Genomic DNA, 17234 nt, shown 5'->3' with positions numbered 1-17234 from the left:
GAGCGATTATTAATGATGAATACATTTATGGACTTGTTGAGACCGTTACTTGCTGGAACGATTGCTATTATCGCATTTATCTTTGCTGCACTTTCACTTTGGAACATTGTAGGTTGATTTGTTTAAATTGGAAAGACCTCACATAGTAGTATTAATAGCTGCTACTAGTGAGGTCTTATTTGCACGTTAAGAATAGAGGCACTCTTTAAACTTTATTGGGTCACAATGACTTTTCCGACCATTTTTTCTTGATGGAATCTACAGATGAGCTCAAAGGTACCGGTCTTGTTCGGTTTTACGACAATCTCTTTTTTCTCACCTGGTTCCAACACAACATCAATATTTAATGCTCGAACTGTGAACGTGTGTTGAACATCACCTTCATTTTCAAGAATTAGTGTAGTTGGTTGATTGACTTTCAATTTAATTTCGTCAGGTTCAAAATAGAAATCATCAAGTTCAACCTCAAGCTTATTTTGCCTTACCTCCACTGGTGTCTCAGCTTTAGCTCTCATCTCCGTGAACTCAAGTTTCTGAAATACTGTTAAAATCGCGATAGCAACCCCGAAAACAAGCAGGGTATTGAGAAAATATCGTTTCATCGCACATCACCTTTTTTCGATATGATGCACAAAATGATATCTCATTATTCAAGAATTATTTTGAAATCGTGAATCCGATTTTACCAAACTGTTCAGCTGCTTCTAAACGCTTAAAGGCAATGTCAGCTTCCTCTAAACTAAAGGTTTTATCAATAATAGGCTTGATGTTGTATTTCTTGATAAATTGAAGCATTTCTCGGAATTCATCACGACTCCCCATCGTAGTTCCTAATAGATTGTATTGTCCGTAAAAGAAATTTCGGATATTAAGCGATATTTCATCTCCTGCGGATGCCCCGAATGTGACAACGGTTCCACCCGGCTTGATTCGATCCAGTGATTTGGCGAATGTAGCTGCCCCAACACTTTCAATGACAAGGTCCGCTTTTTCATCGTTCAATGCTTCCTTCCAGTCTCCCTCACTATCAATAGCACGGTCTGCCCCTAGTTCTAGCGCCTGTTGCCGTTTCGATTCACTTCTCGAGGTTACCGTCACTTTAGCACCAACCGCTTTTGCAAATTGTAAAATGAATGTGATTACACCGCTGCCAACCCCAGGTAACAAAACATGCTGACCTTCCTGAACGTTCCCTCTAGTGAAAAGAGCGCGGTAAGCCGTTAACGCTGCAAGTGGGAGCACCCCAGCTTCAGTCCAATTCAAATGTGTTGGTTTCGGTTCTACGTTTTCCGCTGAAATAACCACTTCTTCAGCGAAAGTCCCGTTTGATGGAAAGCCAAGAATTCCGAACTCTTCTGGAGGTGCTGGTGATTTCGTGTACCAATTAAGACTTGGGTTGATCACGACCTCGTCCCCGACCTTTACATTATTTACATTCGCTCCAGCTTCAACGATCACACCCGCTCCATCTGATCCAACCACAAATGGAGGCTCACCCTCATCGTGACGGGTTAATACAAAAAGGTCCCTATGGTTTAACCCTGCTGATTTTAATTGAATTTTCACCTCACCCGATTTTGGGACAGTACTCTCAAAACCTTGAAGTGCCATTCCTTCTATTCCTTGTGGCGAAGTATGTACGATTGCTTTCATTGAAATCCCCTCCTTTTTTTCCATTATGACATAGACTCGTCTTCTGACTCACTCAAGTTGCTTGAAAATCTATCTTTTTCCTTATTAGCATTAAAGAAAAAACAGCCACTTCGGAATGAAGTAGCTGTTTAACTATACTATTTTATGAAATGTTTAGAGGATATCACCTAGCAAATCATCGTCTGAAGACTCGTTGTCCCCTTCATCATCAGAGTCGAGAATGTTATCAAGGTTTAAATCTAAGCCTAATCCCGTTTCAAGATTAGCACTTGAAGAATCGGATTCGTCATCGCTATCAACCGATCCTCCTATTACTGTTCCAAGCTCCAAACCAGAATTGTTGTTTCCTTCATCTCCTAAATCAAGAACGTTATCAAGATCTAAATCAAGACCCAATCCTGTTCCTAAGTCAATACTTGAAGAATTCTCTTCGCTCTGGAGACTTGCGTTTACAGCAGTGTCCGTTTCTAAACCTGTGTCATTACTTGATGCGGAAACCATTCCCGCTGAACCGATGCCTAGTCCTAAAGTTAAAGCTAGTCCCGTAGTTGCAATCTTCTTAAACATAATAAAGATTCCTCCTTTTAATAGTTTCAATAAGCTTACGAATAGAGATAGGTTAATAGATCACTATTTTTTTTCGATTGAGAGAAACGCCTTAATTAAGTAGCATTTTCAGTAAAATCATTCCTTAATTTTCAATAGAGATGGTAAAATATGAGCAAGGGGTGATCGTATTGATTCAATTTCAAGAAATGAATGAACAAGAGTTTATGAATTTTAGAGCCCGATCTCTAAAAGAGTACACACAAGAAATCAGTGAAAACTATGACATTACGCTCGAAAGGGCTTCCGAACAAGCTTCCAAACAATTCAATGAGCTATTAAGCGATGGTCAGCATACTGAAGACCACTTTATTTTCAAACTCGTTGATGACCAGTTGCAGAAGAGTGTTGGAGTCATCTGGTACTTTTTTGATAAAGATGAGAAAAAAGCATTCATTTATGAAATTTGGATGGACCCAACACATCGTGGAAAAGGATATGGTTCCGAAGCTATTGAGATGTATCACAAACGTGCAAAAGACCTTGGCGCACGGAAGGTTGGACTTCATGTATTCGGAAAAAATGCTGGTGCGATAAAGCTATACAACCGATTAGGTTATGAAGCAACCGGAATTGTGATGGAAAAGCAATTATAAGAATATTGCGGAACCTGCGGGAATGCGAGTCTTTCGTGCTATAGTATGAGTGGACTAGATTTTGTAAGAGTTAAAGGAGTTCACTATGTTAAAAGAAACAAATCGGTTACCAAATATAACACCTAACAATGATCCATGGGAAGCTTATCTCGATGTTGAGGAACACGGTCGCATGGTTTTAAGCAATATCGAATTTACAACAACAACACTCTGCAACATGCGCTGCGAACATTGCGCCGTTGGTTATACGTTACAGCCAAAGGATCCAAATGCACTCCCACTTGACCTTATGCTTCGACGGTTGGAGGAAGTCCCGCAGTTACGTGCACTTAGCATTACTGGCGGAGAACCAATGCTATCAATGAAATCGGTAAAAGAATACGTTGTTCCTTTGCTGCGATATGCACATGAACGTGGTGTACGAACACAGATCAATTCAAACTTAACCCTTGATTTAAAGCGTTACGAGCTTATCACTCCTTATTTGGATGTTTTACATATATCTCATAATTACGGCTCCATTGAGGATTTTAATGAAATTGGTTTTGCGATGATGGAGAAAAAACCTGCCGTCCAACAACGAGAGAACTATTTCAAAAGAATGGTAGAGAACGCACAGGCTCTTACTTCAGCGGGTGTAATTGTTTCGGCGGAAACGATGCTGAATAAGCGAACACTGCCTCATCTAGGGGGCATTCATAAACAAATCGTTGAAATGGGATGCCAGAGACACGAAGTTCATCCTATGTACCCAAGTGCCTTCGCAAGTGGTTTGGAGGTCGTGACTTTACCGGAAATCCGTGAAGGAATCCATCGACTTTTAAATGAACGTGATCCAAATGTATGGATGCTGTTCGGCACACTTCCCTTTTATCCATGCAGTAACCAGCCTGAAGATCTTGATTTGTTACGAAGACTCTATCAAGAGAAAAATGTGACGGTTCGGAATGACCCGGATGGTCGATCGAGGATCAATGTGAATATATTCGACGGGAATGTGATCGTAACCGATTTCGGTGATGCACCTCCGCTCGGAAATCTGCAAACCGACTCATTACAGGAAGTGTACGACCGTTGGATGAACAGCGATCTTGCTGGATCTGTCAGTTGTCATTGTCCGGCTGTAAAATGTCTTGGTCCGAACCTTCTAGTCAAAAATGCGTACTATCCTGATGAAGATTTCACGAAAAAAAGTACAAATATCGGGTAAAAGCGTGTTCATGGTCTCATCAAATTAAGAAAGCACGGCATCTATCAATTTCTCTATATCAGCGAAACTTTATTTATACCTTACGAGAGTTGAATTTTACAGCCCCGTCCCCCTTATTACTCTTAATTTTTTACCAGTATAATAAAGAACCAAGTACAATGCACTTGGTTCTTACATCTTTTTATTGTAGCAAGAAGATATAAGATGAGGGGAGAATTTCAGTAGTACCATACCTTTGGACCTTAATTCTATTGCCTCGTTATCCTGGTGTCCAGAGTTTTTGGCTGGATTATTCTCTGTGCGGCTGAATTCCCGAATTTCCGGATGAATTATTCTCTGTACGGCTGTAATATCTGCGTTTTATTTATAGAATATATTACTTATATACGTTAGTAGAAAAGTTACTACTAATTTTAACGCTAAATTACGCTTAGACCGGTCTAAAAGATGAACAATCACAAACCTATTGATCATTTATCGACAACTTTTATAATTTCCTGAACGATGTAAAAAGCCTACTTGAGGCATTCAAGGTTAGACTTGCTCCAAAATGACTTCTCCCACTCCAACGTTCAGTTCGATATCGATTTTTACATCTGCAGTATCATACGCTTGGTTTTGATGGGCGTCACCTACAGTCATAAAATAATCTGCTTTTACCTTGCCGACTCCTTTTTCAATCTTAATTCTTGTTCCAATCTCTTTTGGTAATAAAATTTTGGTTTTTCCAACTCCGGAATTCAATTCAGCTTTAAAGCTTTTTTCCCAATTCCCAGATAAATCAATGATCGTTTCTCCTACACCCGCATCAATTGTTAGTTCGTTCAAATTTAATTCTGTTAAATTGAGTTCAGATTTCCCTGTTCCAAGCTCAACGCATAAAGAAAGAGGAAGTTGCCTATTTAAAGCGAAATTCCAATCCTGTTTAGCTGAGAAAGACTGTCCCCACTTACTTACTGAATTTTGCGCGATAACAAGTCTCCCTTTGTCATCATCCTTCTCATACTCAAAGGAAGGTTCAAGCCCCTCACCTCTGTAGGTGAATTTACCTTCCATAATTTGTTCAGTACCACCTGATAATTTTAACTTTCCAATTCCCATCTCTATCGTTACATCCAGTTCTTTTTCGTTACTCTTTTCAATTACATGTTTTTTCGATGTTTTCTCTTGCATCAACATTTACATCCATCTCCTTCTATTAAATAAAATTATAAGTGCTTTTGCGGGTCGTCATCTCTTCTATAGCTTTGTCTCTTGGTGTAATTGGTATTATTGTGTTCCCCTGACTGATCCATTTTGGAATAAAACGCATCATCATTCTCCTCATAGTGATTTGTCGTTATCCTTAGTCTAAGGGAACAATGAATTTCCCATAACGGACATCGGATTGGTTTTAGTTCCGACTGAAGACTGATTTATAACTAGGTTTGAAGTAGAAGGCAAAATGATATACTAGAGATGAAAAGTGGAAGCGACTGCTTAGGTGCGTAAAGCGCTGGAAGCTTTTCAGTAGAACACATGGTTTTCGTGTTTAATGAAAAGGTGAAGCGACCTCGAGCACCTAGGCGCTGGAACTAGACATAAAAAGTGGAAGCGACTGCCTAGGGCGTAAAGCGCTGGAAGCTTTTTGAAGAACACATGGTTTTCGTGTTCAATGAAAAGGTGAAGCGACTGCCTAGGGCGTAAAGCGCTGGAGGCTTTTCAGTAGAACACATGGTTTTCGTGTTTAATGAAAAGGTGAAGCGACCTCGAGCACCTAGGAGCTGGAACTAGACATGAAAAGTGAAAGCGACTGCTTTAAAGCTGTAACTGGATTACCAGGATAGGAGTAATAAAAGATGGAATTTCATTTTTTGGGTACTGGTGCAGGCATTCCTTCAAAAGAACGAAATGTAACTGCGATTGCATTGAAGTTTTTAACGAACCTTAACGGTGAGGTTTGGCTTTTTGATTGTGGGGAAGCGACTCAGCATCAGGTTTTACATACGAATTTAAAATTAACACAAATAACGAGGATCTTTATCACCCACATGCACGGTGATCATATATATGGGCTTCCGGGAGTATTGGGTACACGCTCCTTTCAAGGAGGAGAAACCCCGTTAACCATTTATGGTCCAAAGGGGATACGTGAGTTTATCAAAGTTACGCTTGAAACAAGTCAAACGTACTTGAAATACCCTCTCACCATCATCGAAATTGGAGATGATTATTTGGAAAAAGTGGATGGTTACACAATTAAAGTAGCCCTACTCGACCATGTCATCCCTTCCTATGGTTATCGCATCAAAGAGCCTAATCAACCTGGGAAATTAAATGTGGATCAACTAAAAAAGTTAGGTGTTCCACCAGGACCGATTTATAAAAAACTAAAAAATGGTGAGACAACTAAACTTGAGGATGGTCGGATTTTGAATGGAAAAGAATTTACGGGTCCCGACCAATTAGGGAGAGTCATTACAGTATGCGGAGATACTCGTCCAACAAAATCCACCTTTGATTTAGCGGAAAAAGCGGATCTTCTTATCCATGAAGCCACATTTCAGGAAGGCTTAGAGGAAAAAGCAGTGGAATTTCATCATTCTACCACCGTGCAAGCAGCCACGATAGCAAGGCAAGCCAATGTTCAACGGCTCATTCTTACACACATTAGTGCACGTTATAAAAATAACGAACAAGAACTGCTGGAAAGTGCCCGAAACGTTTTTCAAAATACAGAACTTGCTTCCGATTTCAGTATTTATTCGTTAGTAAGGAAAAAGGAGACAAGCGTTTAACGCTGCCTCCTTTATTACCCGTATTACTCACTTATAGTGCGTGTTCAAAAAGGAGGATAAAAAGAGCCGAGAAGTTCGAGGCGCGAATAGTCTCGAGGACCGGAACGACGAGCGGTACTTGCATAAACACTACGAGTTGTACCGAGGAAGCTTACATCCAAGAATACGCTTGTAGACGCAGGTACATATGGAACTTCGACTAACTACTTCACGTCCTGTGAAAACGTCGAAGTCAGCACATCCGTGTGCAAGTCCGAAGAGACCGAGCACAAGAATATTCTACGGAAGCAGTGCCTCGCACGCCGGAAAAGTGTACTCCTTTTCCAAGGAACGAAGAAATTCGACAGCTATTTTCACCGGACTTTTTGAACAACCTCTTATACTTTTCTCCAATCTTCAACATTCCAAATACCTGATACCCATTCTTCATAAAAATCCGGTTCATGGGAAACGAGCAGGACAGTCCCTTTATATTCTACAAGTGCACTTTTCAAAGCTGCCTTTGCGTTTATATCAAGGTGGTTGGTTGGTTCATCAAGTACTAGCAAATTACTTTCTTCTAACATTAAAACGCAGAGACGTACCTTCGTTTGTTCTCCTCCGCTTAATGTCGCAATCGGTTGGTAGATATGCTCACTTTTCAACCCAGATCTAGCTAGACGTTTTCGTACCTCTTTTTCTTCCATCAGCGGATACCTGGACCATACATATTGTAATGCAGACTCATTACCAGAGAACTCCATTTCCTGTTCAAGGTATGCTGGCCTAACAAAGCTGCCGATTTTTACATTACCTGAGACTGGCTTTAAACGCCCAAGCAACGTTTTAAGAGTTGTCGTCTTACCGATTCCATTGTAGCCTGTGATTGCTATTTTCTCATTCTTTTTTAAAATGAGACTAAGATGATCGATCAATGGTTTTTCATATCCTATTGCAAGATTTTGCGTTGTCAATACTTCCTGATTTGGTTCACGGCAAACTTGGAAGCCAAACCAAGATTTCGGTTGAACGACTGGTTTATCAATTCGCTCAATTTTCCCGAGCTGCTTTTCCCTGCTTTTTGCCTGCTTTGCAGTAGATGCACGTGCTTTATTTCGTTGGATATAATCTTCCAGCTTATTGATTTCCCTTTGTTGCCTGTTAAAGGCTTGATGGATTTGCTGCTTTCTTAATTCATACGCCTCTACGAATGCCTTATAATTACCGACATACCGGGTGATCGTCCTGTGCTCCAGATGATAAATGATATTGACTACCTCATTCATAAATGCTGTATCATGCGAAATCAGAACAAATGCATTTGGATATGTCGCTAAATAATTACGAAGCCATTGAATATGAAGGTCATCTAAATAGTTCGTCGGTTCGTCTAATAATAGAATATCTGGCTTTTGCAAGAGCAATTTAGCGAGCATTAACTTTGTTCGCTGTCCTCCAGACAAGGCCGCAGTCACCCTATCCATGCCAAGCTCCGCAATTCCTAGCCCTGCAGCAATTTCTTCAATAGTTGCGTCAAGCTCATAAAAGCGGTTCACTTCCAACGTCTCTTGGATCTCTCCATATTGGATCAAGTCCGCCTCTAACTGCTCGTTTGACTCCAAAGAGAGTCTTTCAGTTAGACGCATCATTTCTTTCTCTAGATCAAAGAGATATTGAAAAGCACCTCTCAAGTATGATTTAATCGTTTGATCTCTTTTAAAATCTGGGTGCTGTTCTAAATAACCCATCTCAATTCCAGGATGAATTTCTATCTCCCCTTCATCCGAATCGATTTTATCTGTTAAAAGCTTTAATAAAGTGGACTTGCCGGTTCCATTAGCACCAACCAATCCGACATGCTCCCCTTTTAGGAGTCTAAATTCGATATCATTAAATAATGTACGGTCACCAAAACCGTGCGTTAGTCCTTTTACATGAAGCATACTCATTTGAACTTTCCTCATTTCTAATCTATTTGGGACCAAACGCAAGACATATACAGAACACTATTCTATATTGGAAAAAATGGCCATATAAAGAAAACTTGGCTATCGCCAAGCCTTAGCGCTGGCGATCGCCTTAGTTGCGCTTATACTATAGAAAGTATTTTTATAGTTTCTTAACGTAAAAAAAAGGATGTCACGACGCAACATCCTCTCTTCCAACCTAAAATAGATGGCTCAACCTTTTCGCTGTTCATATTCTGTTTAAAAACAGAACCGAAAAGGGGTTTTGAGATGCTGATCTGTTGTCTTGCGATGGCTTTTGTATTACATAAAAAGGGCAGACTCCACCCATTATCAAGCCACTACAATTAAAAGAACAACAGACCGATTCATCATCGCCTAGGAAACACCCCTTCATTGGATATTGATTCCATCTTAACCGAATTGGTTCTCGTTGTAAAGGGCCGAGCTTAGAATCTAATTCCTTAGTTAGGGGCTGGAACTGTCTACACTAAAAGGAACTGACTCAAAAAAGTTCTGTCGCGAACTTTTGAGTCAGCCCCTCTTCTAACGATTATATAAATCTACTGGTAATGGATATTGATCATTTAACCGGTTTAACGGTAAAGGATAATAAAATATTTTCACATTATCTGGAATCAAATGTTGTTCTTGAGCATTTATCAAATAAGAATACATTCTCTTCCCAGCTCCTGAATTAGCTGAGTGAACTGTAATTGTTTCAGCAAATAATTGATGCTTCACCATGTGCTGTACAAGCAGGAAACCGTTCCTTACCTTATTCTCCAGATCATGATCGAGTGAAAGGTGTTGAACGTCGAACTCGTTTAAAAGTTGTATGCATTGTTCGATGTCTGTAGCAAGTATAAAATGTTCTGGGCACGGGCGTACATCGTCTAAAAATACGTTAATTTTCGACAATATTTAACTCCTTCCCGGTGAATTGTGACAAGCATAACACGAATTCTGACAAAATCCCATGTACATTGTTTTACAATCTCATTAACGTTATACAACATTCACTCCAGTGGATAGTAAACCTCTGAAATATTCCATTTCCTTGAGTCTTCACTGCTACATTATCCGTTGTCCCATTGATTTAGATTAGTATTGTGGAGTTCAGGAATTGTCGAGATATTGATTGGAAGTAGGATGTTTGAACAGACAATGTTGAGATAACCAAAGCATTTTGAATAATAGACTTTTCTTTTTCATCTAAATGTTCGATTGACTTTACCTTCTCCTCAGCCTTTTGGAAAATAAGTACCTCAGCTTGGTCACCATGATGAATCCGAAAATCTACATCTACAACATTATCCCTGTTTACATCAAGTTCTTCGAAAATCGAAGAATAGGTAATATAGTAGTGGAGAGGATCGATTAGATCATCGTGTCGATCTTCAATATTGTTAAAAATAAGCGTGAGCAGGTTACGTATAGAAACAAAATCGAGTGTACTCTTAAGGTCTTCTACAATAAATAGAATAGCCGCTTGCTCTAGCGAATACTTTTTGCCTTTTTGCGGAGATCCAATCAAACCACGTACGTCCCGTTTCACCCAATTCTGTACAGCACTTGCTGAGAAACTACTGTACTCAATCTGGTTTCCAAGAGCTACGATTTCATTTATAGAAAGACCAACATTTCGCTTTGAAATTCGCATTACCTTTTCGAAAATAGCCGGAAGAGATGAATCCATTCTCGCTGTTGCTGTTTCATTCTCAGTATTTGAGCGATTGGGCAAAGCTATAACGGCGTCTTTAATGATATCAATTGGAGACACACCTTCAGTACTTTGAAGAGAAAGTAACAAATTTGCCATTTCTTTTCGTGTCAATGTTAACGGATGCATATTTTCACCTCAAAACATACGTTCATTTGAACTTATCATACTTAAAAATGTTTGGATTCGTCAATCTCTTTTAATTAAAGTCATCTATATTTTTGTAAAAATAACTCGTGAGTCTTGAAAATTTTTGATATGTAATTTATAATTAGTTCATATATTAAGTTCACATGAACCTGAAATGAGGTATGGGAAATGGCAAAACGTATTTTTCTTTTTATCCTTACGAACGTATTAGTACTGACAACAATTATGATTGTACTATCAGTGCTAGGATTAAATTCTTATATTACACCTTCTGGAAATATCGATTTTATGCTCCTATTAGGTTTTAGTGCTGTAGTCGGTTTCTCCGGATCATTCATTTCACTCGCAATCTCTCGTTGGATGGCTAAGAAACTTATGGGAGTAAAGGTTATAGACCCGAACGGTTCGATGAACGATTACGAACGGAACCTTGTTGAACGTGTACACCGTCTAGTCCGTGCAGCTGGCTTATCACATATGCCTGAAGTTGGAATATACAACTCTCCAGAAGTTAACGCTTTTGCGACAGGTCCATCAAAGCGTCGCTCACTCGTAGCTGTCTCAACAGGCTTACTAGAACGGATGGATGACGATGCAGTAGAAGGCGTATTAGCTCACGAGGTTGCCCATATCGCAAATGGCGACATGGTAACAATGACACTTTTACAAGGTGTTGTTAATACATTTGTTGTCTTCCTATCAAGAATTGCAGCATGGGCAGTCGCTCAGCTTGTTGATGAAGATAAAGCCATGATCGTCCACTTTATCGCAATTTTCGTTTTCCAAATAGCCTTTTCAATTCTTGGAAGTATCGTAGTCTTCGCTTACTCTCGTTATCGTGAGTTCCATGCGGACCGTGGTGGCGCAGATCTTGCCGGTAAAGACAAGATGATTCATGCTCTTGAATCGTTAAAAGCGAATGTGAAGCGTGTTGATACTCGACAAGATACAATTGCTTCTATGAAAATCAGCGGTGGTACAAAGAAAAAATTATTATTCTCTACACACCCTGATCTTGATGAGCGTATTCGTCGCCTACATGCAAAATAATAAGAAAACTTGGCCTAGCCAAGTTTTCTTTGCACGTTAAGAAAGTATAAGTTTAACTACGGCGATCACCTGCGCTAAGGCTTGGCGCTATCCAAGTTTTCTTTATATCGTTGATACAATTTTGTAACTTACATTCTACTCATTTCGTCTATACTAATAAGAGCCACTTCTTACGTACAAACTTCTGGTATAACACCGAATGGAGGAGCATCTATGTATCGATTGATAATAATATGCATGATCCTATTACTAACTGCATGTGGGACTGGAACAGACACGGATCAAACATCCAATCCCCCAAAAGCAGAACCTACTAATGGACAAGCCAATGAAAAGTCAGAACCTGGAGGTCATGGTATCATAGCAGGTAAAATGGAAGTTAACGTTGTCTCGTTTGAACCCAATAAAGCCGTCTTTGAAATTAAAAATCAGACAGAGCGTGTTGTTGAACTGGAGTTTACTAGTGGCCAACAATATGACCTTTGGATTACCGATGAAGCAGGAAATGAGGTCTTCCACTGGGCAGAAGGAAAAATGTTTACCCAAGCATTAAAAACCGTGAAGGTCGCACAAGCTGAGACACTAACATATGAAGTTAACTATCCAGAACTAGAACCAGGGACGTATGAATTCAAATTCAAGGTAACCTCCAAGTCCCCTATTGAACACACATTTAAAGAAACAGTGAAATAAATAAGAAAAGCGCAAGTATCCAGCAAATTTTTATACTTTCTTAACGTATAAGAAAAGGAATGACAAGAGGGGTTATGAATCTTCTTGTCATTCCTTTTTTCATGATAATGTGCTTACTATGAATACGATTCTGTATGTCACAAAAAAGAAGTATGCTTTTGTTTATTCTTCTAATTGGACACCTAATCCTTCAGCCATGCGATTTACAAAATTAAAATAGGATGTGATTTGGCATATATCTAGAACTTCGGTATCACTGCACTCAACTTTCCTTAAAGATTCTACATCCTCATCCGTTACACGATGAGGATTTTTTGTTAATTTTACCGCATAATCCAAAATGGCTCTCTGTTTATCATATTTCTATATATGTAATACGAATTACAGAATTACCAGCTTCTACAGTATAAACTAATAAGAAATACGAAATCACGATTACTTTGGAAAATGGTGATAAAATGTTAGACACACATGGGAGAAAATACGTGCAGCCTATCATTGAAAGAGCGGCTGATGGGCTGCTCAAACTAGGATTAACCGCAAATCAAGTGACAATTATTGGTTTTGGTGTAGGTGGATTGTCAGGTTTATTCATTTATTTTGATCACCCTGTTATAGCAGTTTTTCTACTCTGGTTATCCGGATTTTTGGATGCTGTGGATGGTTCAATGGCTCGGAAAACAAAGCCTTCTGCCTGGGGGACTCTGCTGGATGTTGGATTTGATCGACTTGTTGAAATTGGTGTCATTTTAGGCCTTGCCTTTCGTTTTCCTAATTCCATGTGGGCCCTTTTATTATTAAGTGTATCCATTATTTATGCGATGACGGTTTTTCTAACGGTTGGGGCATTATCTGAAAAAAAGGGTATTAAGTCCTTCTACTATCAAGCGGGGTTAGCTGAACGTACAGAGGGTTTTATTTTATTCACACTCATGATTGTCATATCTGATTATTTAACATTATTAACCCTTTTATTTTTATTTGTTGAAGTATTTACGACTGGCCAAAGATTGTTGGAAGCAAGAAAACTTTTAAGACAGGCGGATAATATATGAAAAAAAACTACATTGTTGTAATGGCCAGTGTTATATTATTTGTCCCTCTATTGGTTTTTGCATCTGATCGAGGCCTTCTAACATTACTGACAAAAGGGTCCGTAGACCAGGTTGTCCAATTGATCAACTCATGGGGAATGATTGCCCCTCTTTTAAGTATTCTATTGATGATATTCCAGGCAATTGCAGCTCCAATTCCCGCTTTCCTTATTACCGCAGCTAATGGGGTTGTTTTTGGGGTGTATGGGGGTATCATCGTATCCTGGGTCGGAGCGATGTTAGGTGCATTGGTTTCCTTTTTTATAGCAAAATGGTTTGGTGAAAAATTTGTTATCAAAGTAAAAAAAGAAAAGAAATGGATGGAAAAGGTAAAAAGGCTCTCTGGAACATATGGATTTACAACAGTTCTTACAGCACGCCTTATTCCTGTTATCTCTTTTGATGTCATTAGCTTTGCCGCCGGTCTAAGTGGAATGAGACTGCGTTCTTTCTTAACGGCAACTGGTATTGGAATGATTCCTGGCACGGTTGTTTATACCATTTTAGGACATGACCTCATACACCTAAAAGAGTATCAGAACCGTTTTCTAATCCTTTCACTTTTGATGGCATTCATTGTAATCATAGCAACTATTTTCAAAAAGAAAAACAGCTCTAAACATAGAGATGAAATTTACAAAGAGTGATAGAATTCATGAATAAACATAAATCATTTGACCCCGTACTAAGAATAGTACAGGGTCAAATGATTAGTTGTATACCTTTTTTAGGCTTTTACCCAATTAGGTATAAGTTCTATTCCGGCTGCTTCAAATGTTGTAAATACCGGGCACCGTTTGTCCGTTTTTTGTTGTAATTCGTTAATACGTTCTTGTGATTACTTATTGGAAAAAAGCAAACTCATTAAATTCTGTAATTCAGATTGCAAGTCTATTTTATGTTTCTATTCAATGTAATTTAAGTACTCACAGTTTATAATTGCTCTTTCTTATTCATGATTATCACCCTTTTTTTCGATCATTAATATATCGGAACCTTTTACAATAACAGGTCCGTTAATGAACACCGGAGTTACTACCTCCCCTATTAATTCCTTAACCTCCAATGCAGCACGACTATCAGTAAAAAGGTTTTTTTCTATAAACGGAATATTATTTTCAATGAGATGCTGTTTTGCTTTGTTGCAATTTACGCAACCATCAATTGTATACAAAACCGGTTTCACTTATATCGCCTCCTATATCATACTTTACTTTTTATTTTGTATATAATCAGTAAGTTAAATTACAGTAATGGTCATTAATTAAAGTTATAATTGAATCAATTTCATAATTGCTATTTTTAAAGAAGCAAAGACCTGCAGAATTTGAATGTAGCTCCAAAAATTTCGGAGGATTAGCAGCTTGTTGATTTAACAAGCTATTGATACGATCACAAGCTAATTTTGAAGCATTATAAACAAGAGCGACGATGTTAAAATGAACTTTCGCGCGTTTTCCCGTTCGATAGCGGACGTTGTTTAGTTGAAAGAATTCCTTAAGATAAGCGTTCACTCGTTCCACAGCAGTACGGCATTTGAATAAGGTCTTCCAAGCTTTTGAGCCTCGGGCCGGTGCTGTAAACCTTCGAAGATCCGTAGTGATTTTCACTTTATAGACCTTTTGACAGACATCTTCGTGAGCTAAAGGACAATCCTTACATTCTTTGGGTCTTGTGTATTTCAATGTGTCGTATTTCGTGTCAAAACTATCGTAACGATACGAATGTTCCCGAAAACAAGTTGGGGCAAAGTGCTTATCGAAACCCATCGGTTCAGGCTCATTCCGTTTATTATAAGCGATGATAGATTGATGACCCATCCGGTGAATCTGTTGATAGATCGGTTCATAATCATACCCGGCATCCATGGTATGATTTCGCAACGAAGGAAGAGAAAGACGTTCTTCAATGCCCTTTAATAAAGGAATAGCTGCCTTGCCGTCATTCAGGTTACCTGATGAAAAAAGAGACTGTAAAATGTATTGACTGGATGTCCCCACAGCTAAGTGTGCCTTATAGCCGTACCAGAAGACGTTTTTCCCTTCGCTATTTTTCTTCACACCCCATTGAGGATCTTGGGGAACCTCGGTGCGAAGGGTGACGGAAGGGACATCCAACTGGTCTTCAATTTTCTTTTCAAAAAGAGGAAGATTCGCTTCTCGCTCTGCTTGTTCAATGAGCCATTGTTCTCGCTCCTCTTTGGATTTGCGCCCTCGTTTTTTTGGTGCTGCTTCAGCCTTATCCTCTTTAGGAGGTGCCTGATCACGCGCTTCAAAGTGGGTGGCATCAATAGCGACTGTGTCATCCGTGATGAATCCTTCCGCAATCGCTTGGCATACAACGGATTCCTGAACTTTTTCTAGAATGTTGGATGCGCTCAGTTTCGTCAAAAGTCGGGAATAGGCGGCTTTAGAAGGTGTTTTATCTGAAACAAGGAATCCGCAAATTTAACTTGAATATGAAATCATCATTGAGGCGTTTAACTAAATCTTTTGTTGTTGGAATACGTTCGATGATTCGAACCATAAGCGACACAATCATCGCTGAATAATTGAGTTCCACAGGCGCACCAAACCTTGATTTTTTGTTAATTTTATGAAAGATGGCGTCCAAGTCAATCGCTGATATAACAGCTTCATAACGTTGGGTAGGTTCTAAATCAAAAAGATCTTGCATGTCAAATAGGCTTTCTTGTCGTATAATAGACATAGGGAGTCTTCCTCCAGTCTTTTTGGTTTGTGTCGTAACTACCATTATACAAGACTTGGGGAGGTACTCCATTTTTTATGTCTTAAATCCCTTGAGCAAGAAGGGTTCAGATTTATGAAATTCATTCAATTAAATAAAAAATGTTGAAAGGAATCAGATAAGTGGATAAATTATTATTACTTTCGCAAATTAGTCTGTTTGACGAACTGCCTATGGAAGATCTTAAAGTTATTGATGCTATAAGTGAAATGAAACCTGTTAAAAAAGGGACGATCATATTATCTCCCAATAAACCAATTGAGGCGTTATTTCTATTGAAGGAAGGTCAAGTTCGCTTATATCGTATGAACCATCAGGGAAAGCAGTTTACAGTTGATGTTTTAACAGGAGGGAATATTTTTGGAGAAACAACCACGCTATCTTTAACCGATGACCAGATCTATGCTCAAGCTATGACAGATACTTATTTATGTATGATTGGAAAAAGTGACTTCGAAGGCTTTATTGAAAAAAAACCTAAAATTGCACTTAAGTTCATTAACATTCTTTCTAATCGTCTAAAAGAAGTGTATAGCTTAAGTGAGAAAATAGCGCTTAGTGATGTGAAGTATCGCCTACTATACTTATTACTAAAATTAAGTGAAAAATCAGGGAAGAGAAAAAAGCAATGGCAAAGCGTCAATATGAAGCTTACACACGCAGATATTGCGAATATGATTGGCTCGACACGTGAAACGACAAGTGCTGTTCTTGGTCAACTCAAAAAAGATGGATTATTAAAAAAGGGGTTAAAGTTCTCTATTAACGCAGAAAAAGCAGAAGAACTATTAGAAGGAATATAAGAAAAACCTGAGTGGAGAAAAGCTGAACTGTACCCTTAAAAAAAGACAGTTTAATAAAAGTCCTAAGCAGCTAAGAGGTGACCTCGGAATTGTTCCGGGGTCATCTTTTCTAATCCCCATTGATACCTGGAGGAATTGTAGTAATCCATGTAATCGTCTACTTTCTTACGTAATTCCTCTACAGT

Annotated in this window: 17 protein-coding genes and 2 pseudogenes; 8 read left to right on the top strand and 11 right to left on the bottom strand. The window is 38.9% G+C overall.

The genetic code is table 11. The features are described 5' to 3' along the window. Positions 1 to 212 precede the first annotated feature (212 nt). From NON16_RS08020 to NON16_RS08010, 3 genes are all read right to left on the bottom strand, one after another. Positions 213 to 602: a cupredoxin domain-containing protein gene (locus tag NON16_RS08020; RefSeq protein WP_257348325.1), complete on the bottom strand. Its 390-nt coding sequence runs from the start codon at positions 600 to 602 to the stop codon at positions 213 to 215. 55 nt (positions 603 to 657) lie between these two features. Continuing rightward, positions 658 to 1653: a zinc-binding dehydrogenase gene (locus NON16_RS08015; protein WP_257348324.1), complete on the bottom strand. Its 996-nt coding sequence runs from the start codon at positions 1651 to 1653 to the stop codon at positions 658 to 660. 153 nt (positions 1654 to 1806) lie between these two features. Then, positions 1807 to 2220: a hypothetical protein gene (locus NON16_RS08010; RefSeq protein WP_257348323.1), complete on the bottom strand. Its 414-nt coding sequence runs from the start codon at positions 2218 to 2220 to the stop codon at positions 1807 to 1809. A 170-nt stretch (positions 2221 to 2390) separates the two neighbouring features. Here NON16_RS08010 and NON16_RS08005 point away from each other — a divergent pair, with 170 nt between their 5' ends. Further along, positions 2391 to 2855, top strand: a complete 465-nt coding sequence (locus NON16_RS08005) for a GNAT family N-acetyltransferase (protein ID WP_257348321.1) — start codon at positions 2391 to 2393, stop codon at positions 2853 to 2855. Between the two features lie 85 nt (positions 2856 to 2940). Continuing rightward, complete coding sequence (yfkAB, locus tag NON16_RS08000) at positions 2941 to 4065, top strand: radical SAM/CxCxxxxC motif protein YfkAB (RefSeq protein WP_257348320.1); 1125 nt, start codon at positions 2941 to 2943, stop codon at positions 4063 to 4065. Between the two features lie 534 nt (positions 4066 to 4599). Here yfkAB and NON16_RS07995 read toward each other — a convergent pair. Then, a complete protein-coding gene (locus NON16_RS07995; protein WP_257348319.1) occupies positions 4600 to 5244 on the bottom strand; it encodes a toast rack family protein in 645 nt (214 codons plus the stop codon). 659 nt (positions 5245 to 5903) lie between these two features. Here NON16_RS07995 and rnz point away from each other — a divergent pair. After that, positions 5904 to 6842 (top strand): ribonuclease Z, encoded by a 939-nt coding sequence (gene rnz, locus NON16_RS07990; RefSeq protein WP_257348318.1) that lies wholly within the window; start codon positions 5904 to 5906, stop codon positions 6840 to 6842. Between the two features lie 377 nt (positions 6843 to 7219). Here rnz and NON16_RS07985 read toward each other — a convergent pair whose 3' ends face one another. The 3 genes from NON16_RS07985 to NON16_RS07975 all read right to left on the bottom strand — a co-directional run bounded on the left by NON16_RS07985 (position 7220) and on the right by NON16_RS07975 (position 10640). After that, positions 7220 to 8770, bottom strand: a complete 1551-nt coding sequence (locus NON16_RS07985; RefSeq protein ID WP_257348317.1) for an ABC-F family ATP-binding cassette domain-containing protein — start codon at positions 8768 to 8770, stop codon at positions 7220 to 7222. A 564-nt stretch (positions 8771 to 9334) separates the two neighbouring features. Next, complete coding sequence (locus tag NON16_RS07980) at positions 9335 to 9709, bottom strand: cyclic-phosphate processing receiver domain-containing protein (protein ID WP_257348316.1); 375 nt, start codon at positions 9707 to 9709, stop codon at positions 9335 to 9337. Positions 9710 to 9887: 178 nt separating this feature from the next. Continuing rightward, positions 9888 to 10640, bottom strand: a complete 753-nt coding sequence (locus tag NON16_RS07975; protein ID WP_257348315.1) for a DUF1836 domain-containing protein — start codon at positions 10638 to 10640, stop codon at positions 9888 to 9890. A 189-nt stretch (positions 10641 to 10829) separates the two neighbouring features. On the opposite strand from NON16_RS07975, the gene htpX reads away from it, so the two are divergent. The 4 genes from htpX to NON16_RS07955 all read left to right on the top strand — a co-directional run bounded on the left by htpX (position 10830) and on the right by NON16_RS07955 (position 14145). After that, the gene (gene htpX, locus NON16_RS07970) at positions 10830 to 11711 is read left to right on the top strand and encodes a protease HtpX (protein WP_257348313.1); all 882 of its coding nucleotides are present in this window, start codon (positions 10830 to 10832) and stop codon (positions 11709 to 11711) included. 213 nt (positions 11712 to 11924) lie between these two features. Then, a complete protein-coding gene (locus NON16_RS07965; protein WP_257348311.1) occupies positions 11925 to 12404 on the top strand; it encodes a BsuPI-related putative proteinase inhibitor in 480 nt (159 codons plus the stop codon). 458 nt (positions 12405 to 12862) lie between these two features. After that, entirely contained in the window at positions 12863 to 13459 is a 597-nt protein-coding gene (locus tag NON16_RS07960; RefSeq protein ID WP_257348310.1) for a CDP-alcohol phosphatidyltransferase family protein, read from the top strand. Further along, a complete protein-coding gene (locus NON16_RS07955; protein WP_257348309.1) occupies positions 13456 to 14145 on the top strand; it encodes a TVP38/TMEM64 family protein in 690 nt (229 codons plus the stop codon). Before NON16_RS07960 ends, NON16_RS07955 begins: the two co-directional genes overlap by 4 nt. Before the next feature lie 80 nt (positions 14146 to 14225). On the opposite strand, the pseudogene NON16_RS25620 reads toward NON16_RS07955, so the two are convergent. The 3 genes and pseudogenes from NON16_RS25620 to NON16_RS07940 all read right to left on the bottom strand — a co-directional run. Continuing rightward, positions 14226 to 14336 (bottom strand): annotated as a pseudogene (locus NON16_RS25620) (OsmC family protein); the annotation flags it as partial. A gap of 111 nt (positions 14337 to 14447) precedes the next feature. Then, a complete protein-coding gene (locus tag NON16_RS07945; RefSeq protein WP_257348308.1) occupies positions 14448 to 14684 on the bottom strand; it encodes a glutaredoxin family protein in 237 nt (78 codons plus the stop codon). A 172-nt stretch (positions 14685 to 14856) separates the two neighbouring features. Next, a pseudogene (locus NON16_RS07940) lies at positions 14857 to 16207 on the bottom strand (IS1182 family transposase); the annotation flags it as partial. Between the two features lie 161 nt (positions 16208 to 16368). Here NON16_RS07940 and NON16_RS07935 point away from each other — a divergent pair. Further along, a complete protein-coding gene (locus tag NON16_RS07935) occupies positions 16369 to 17049 on the top strand; it encodes a Crp/Fnr family transcriptional regulator (protein WP_257348307.1) in 681 nt (226 codons plus the stop codon). Positions 17050 to 17111: 62 nt separating this feature from the next. Here NON16_RS07935 and NON16_RS07930 read toward each other — a convergent pair. Beyond that, positions 17112 to 17234 (bottom strand): IS3 family transposase (locus NON16_RS07930; RefSeq protein WP_257348545.1); only part of this gene is annotated, 123 nt, incomplete at its 5' end.

This window comes from Pseudalkalibacillus decolorationis (assembly GCF_024609785.1).
Lineage (GTDB): Bacteria > Bacillota > Bacilli > Bacillales > Fictibacillaceae > Pseudalkalibacillus > Pseudalkalibacillus decolorationis.
Note: the sequence above shows the minus strand (reverse complement) of the source record. Positions and strands in the feature narration are given on the sequence as shown.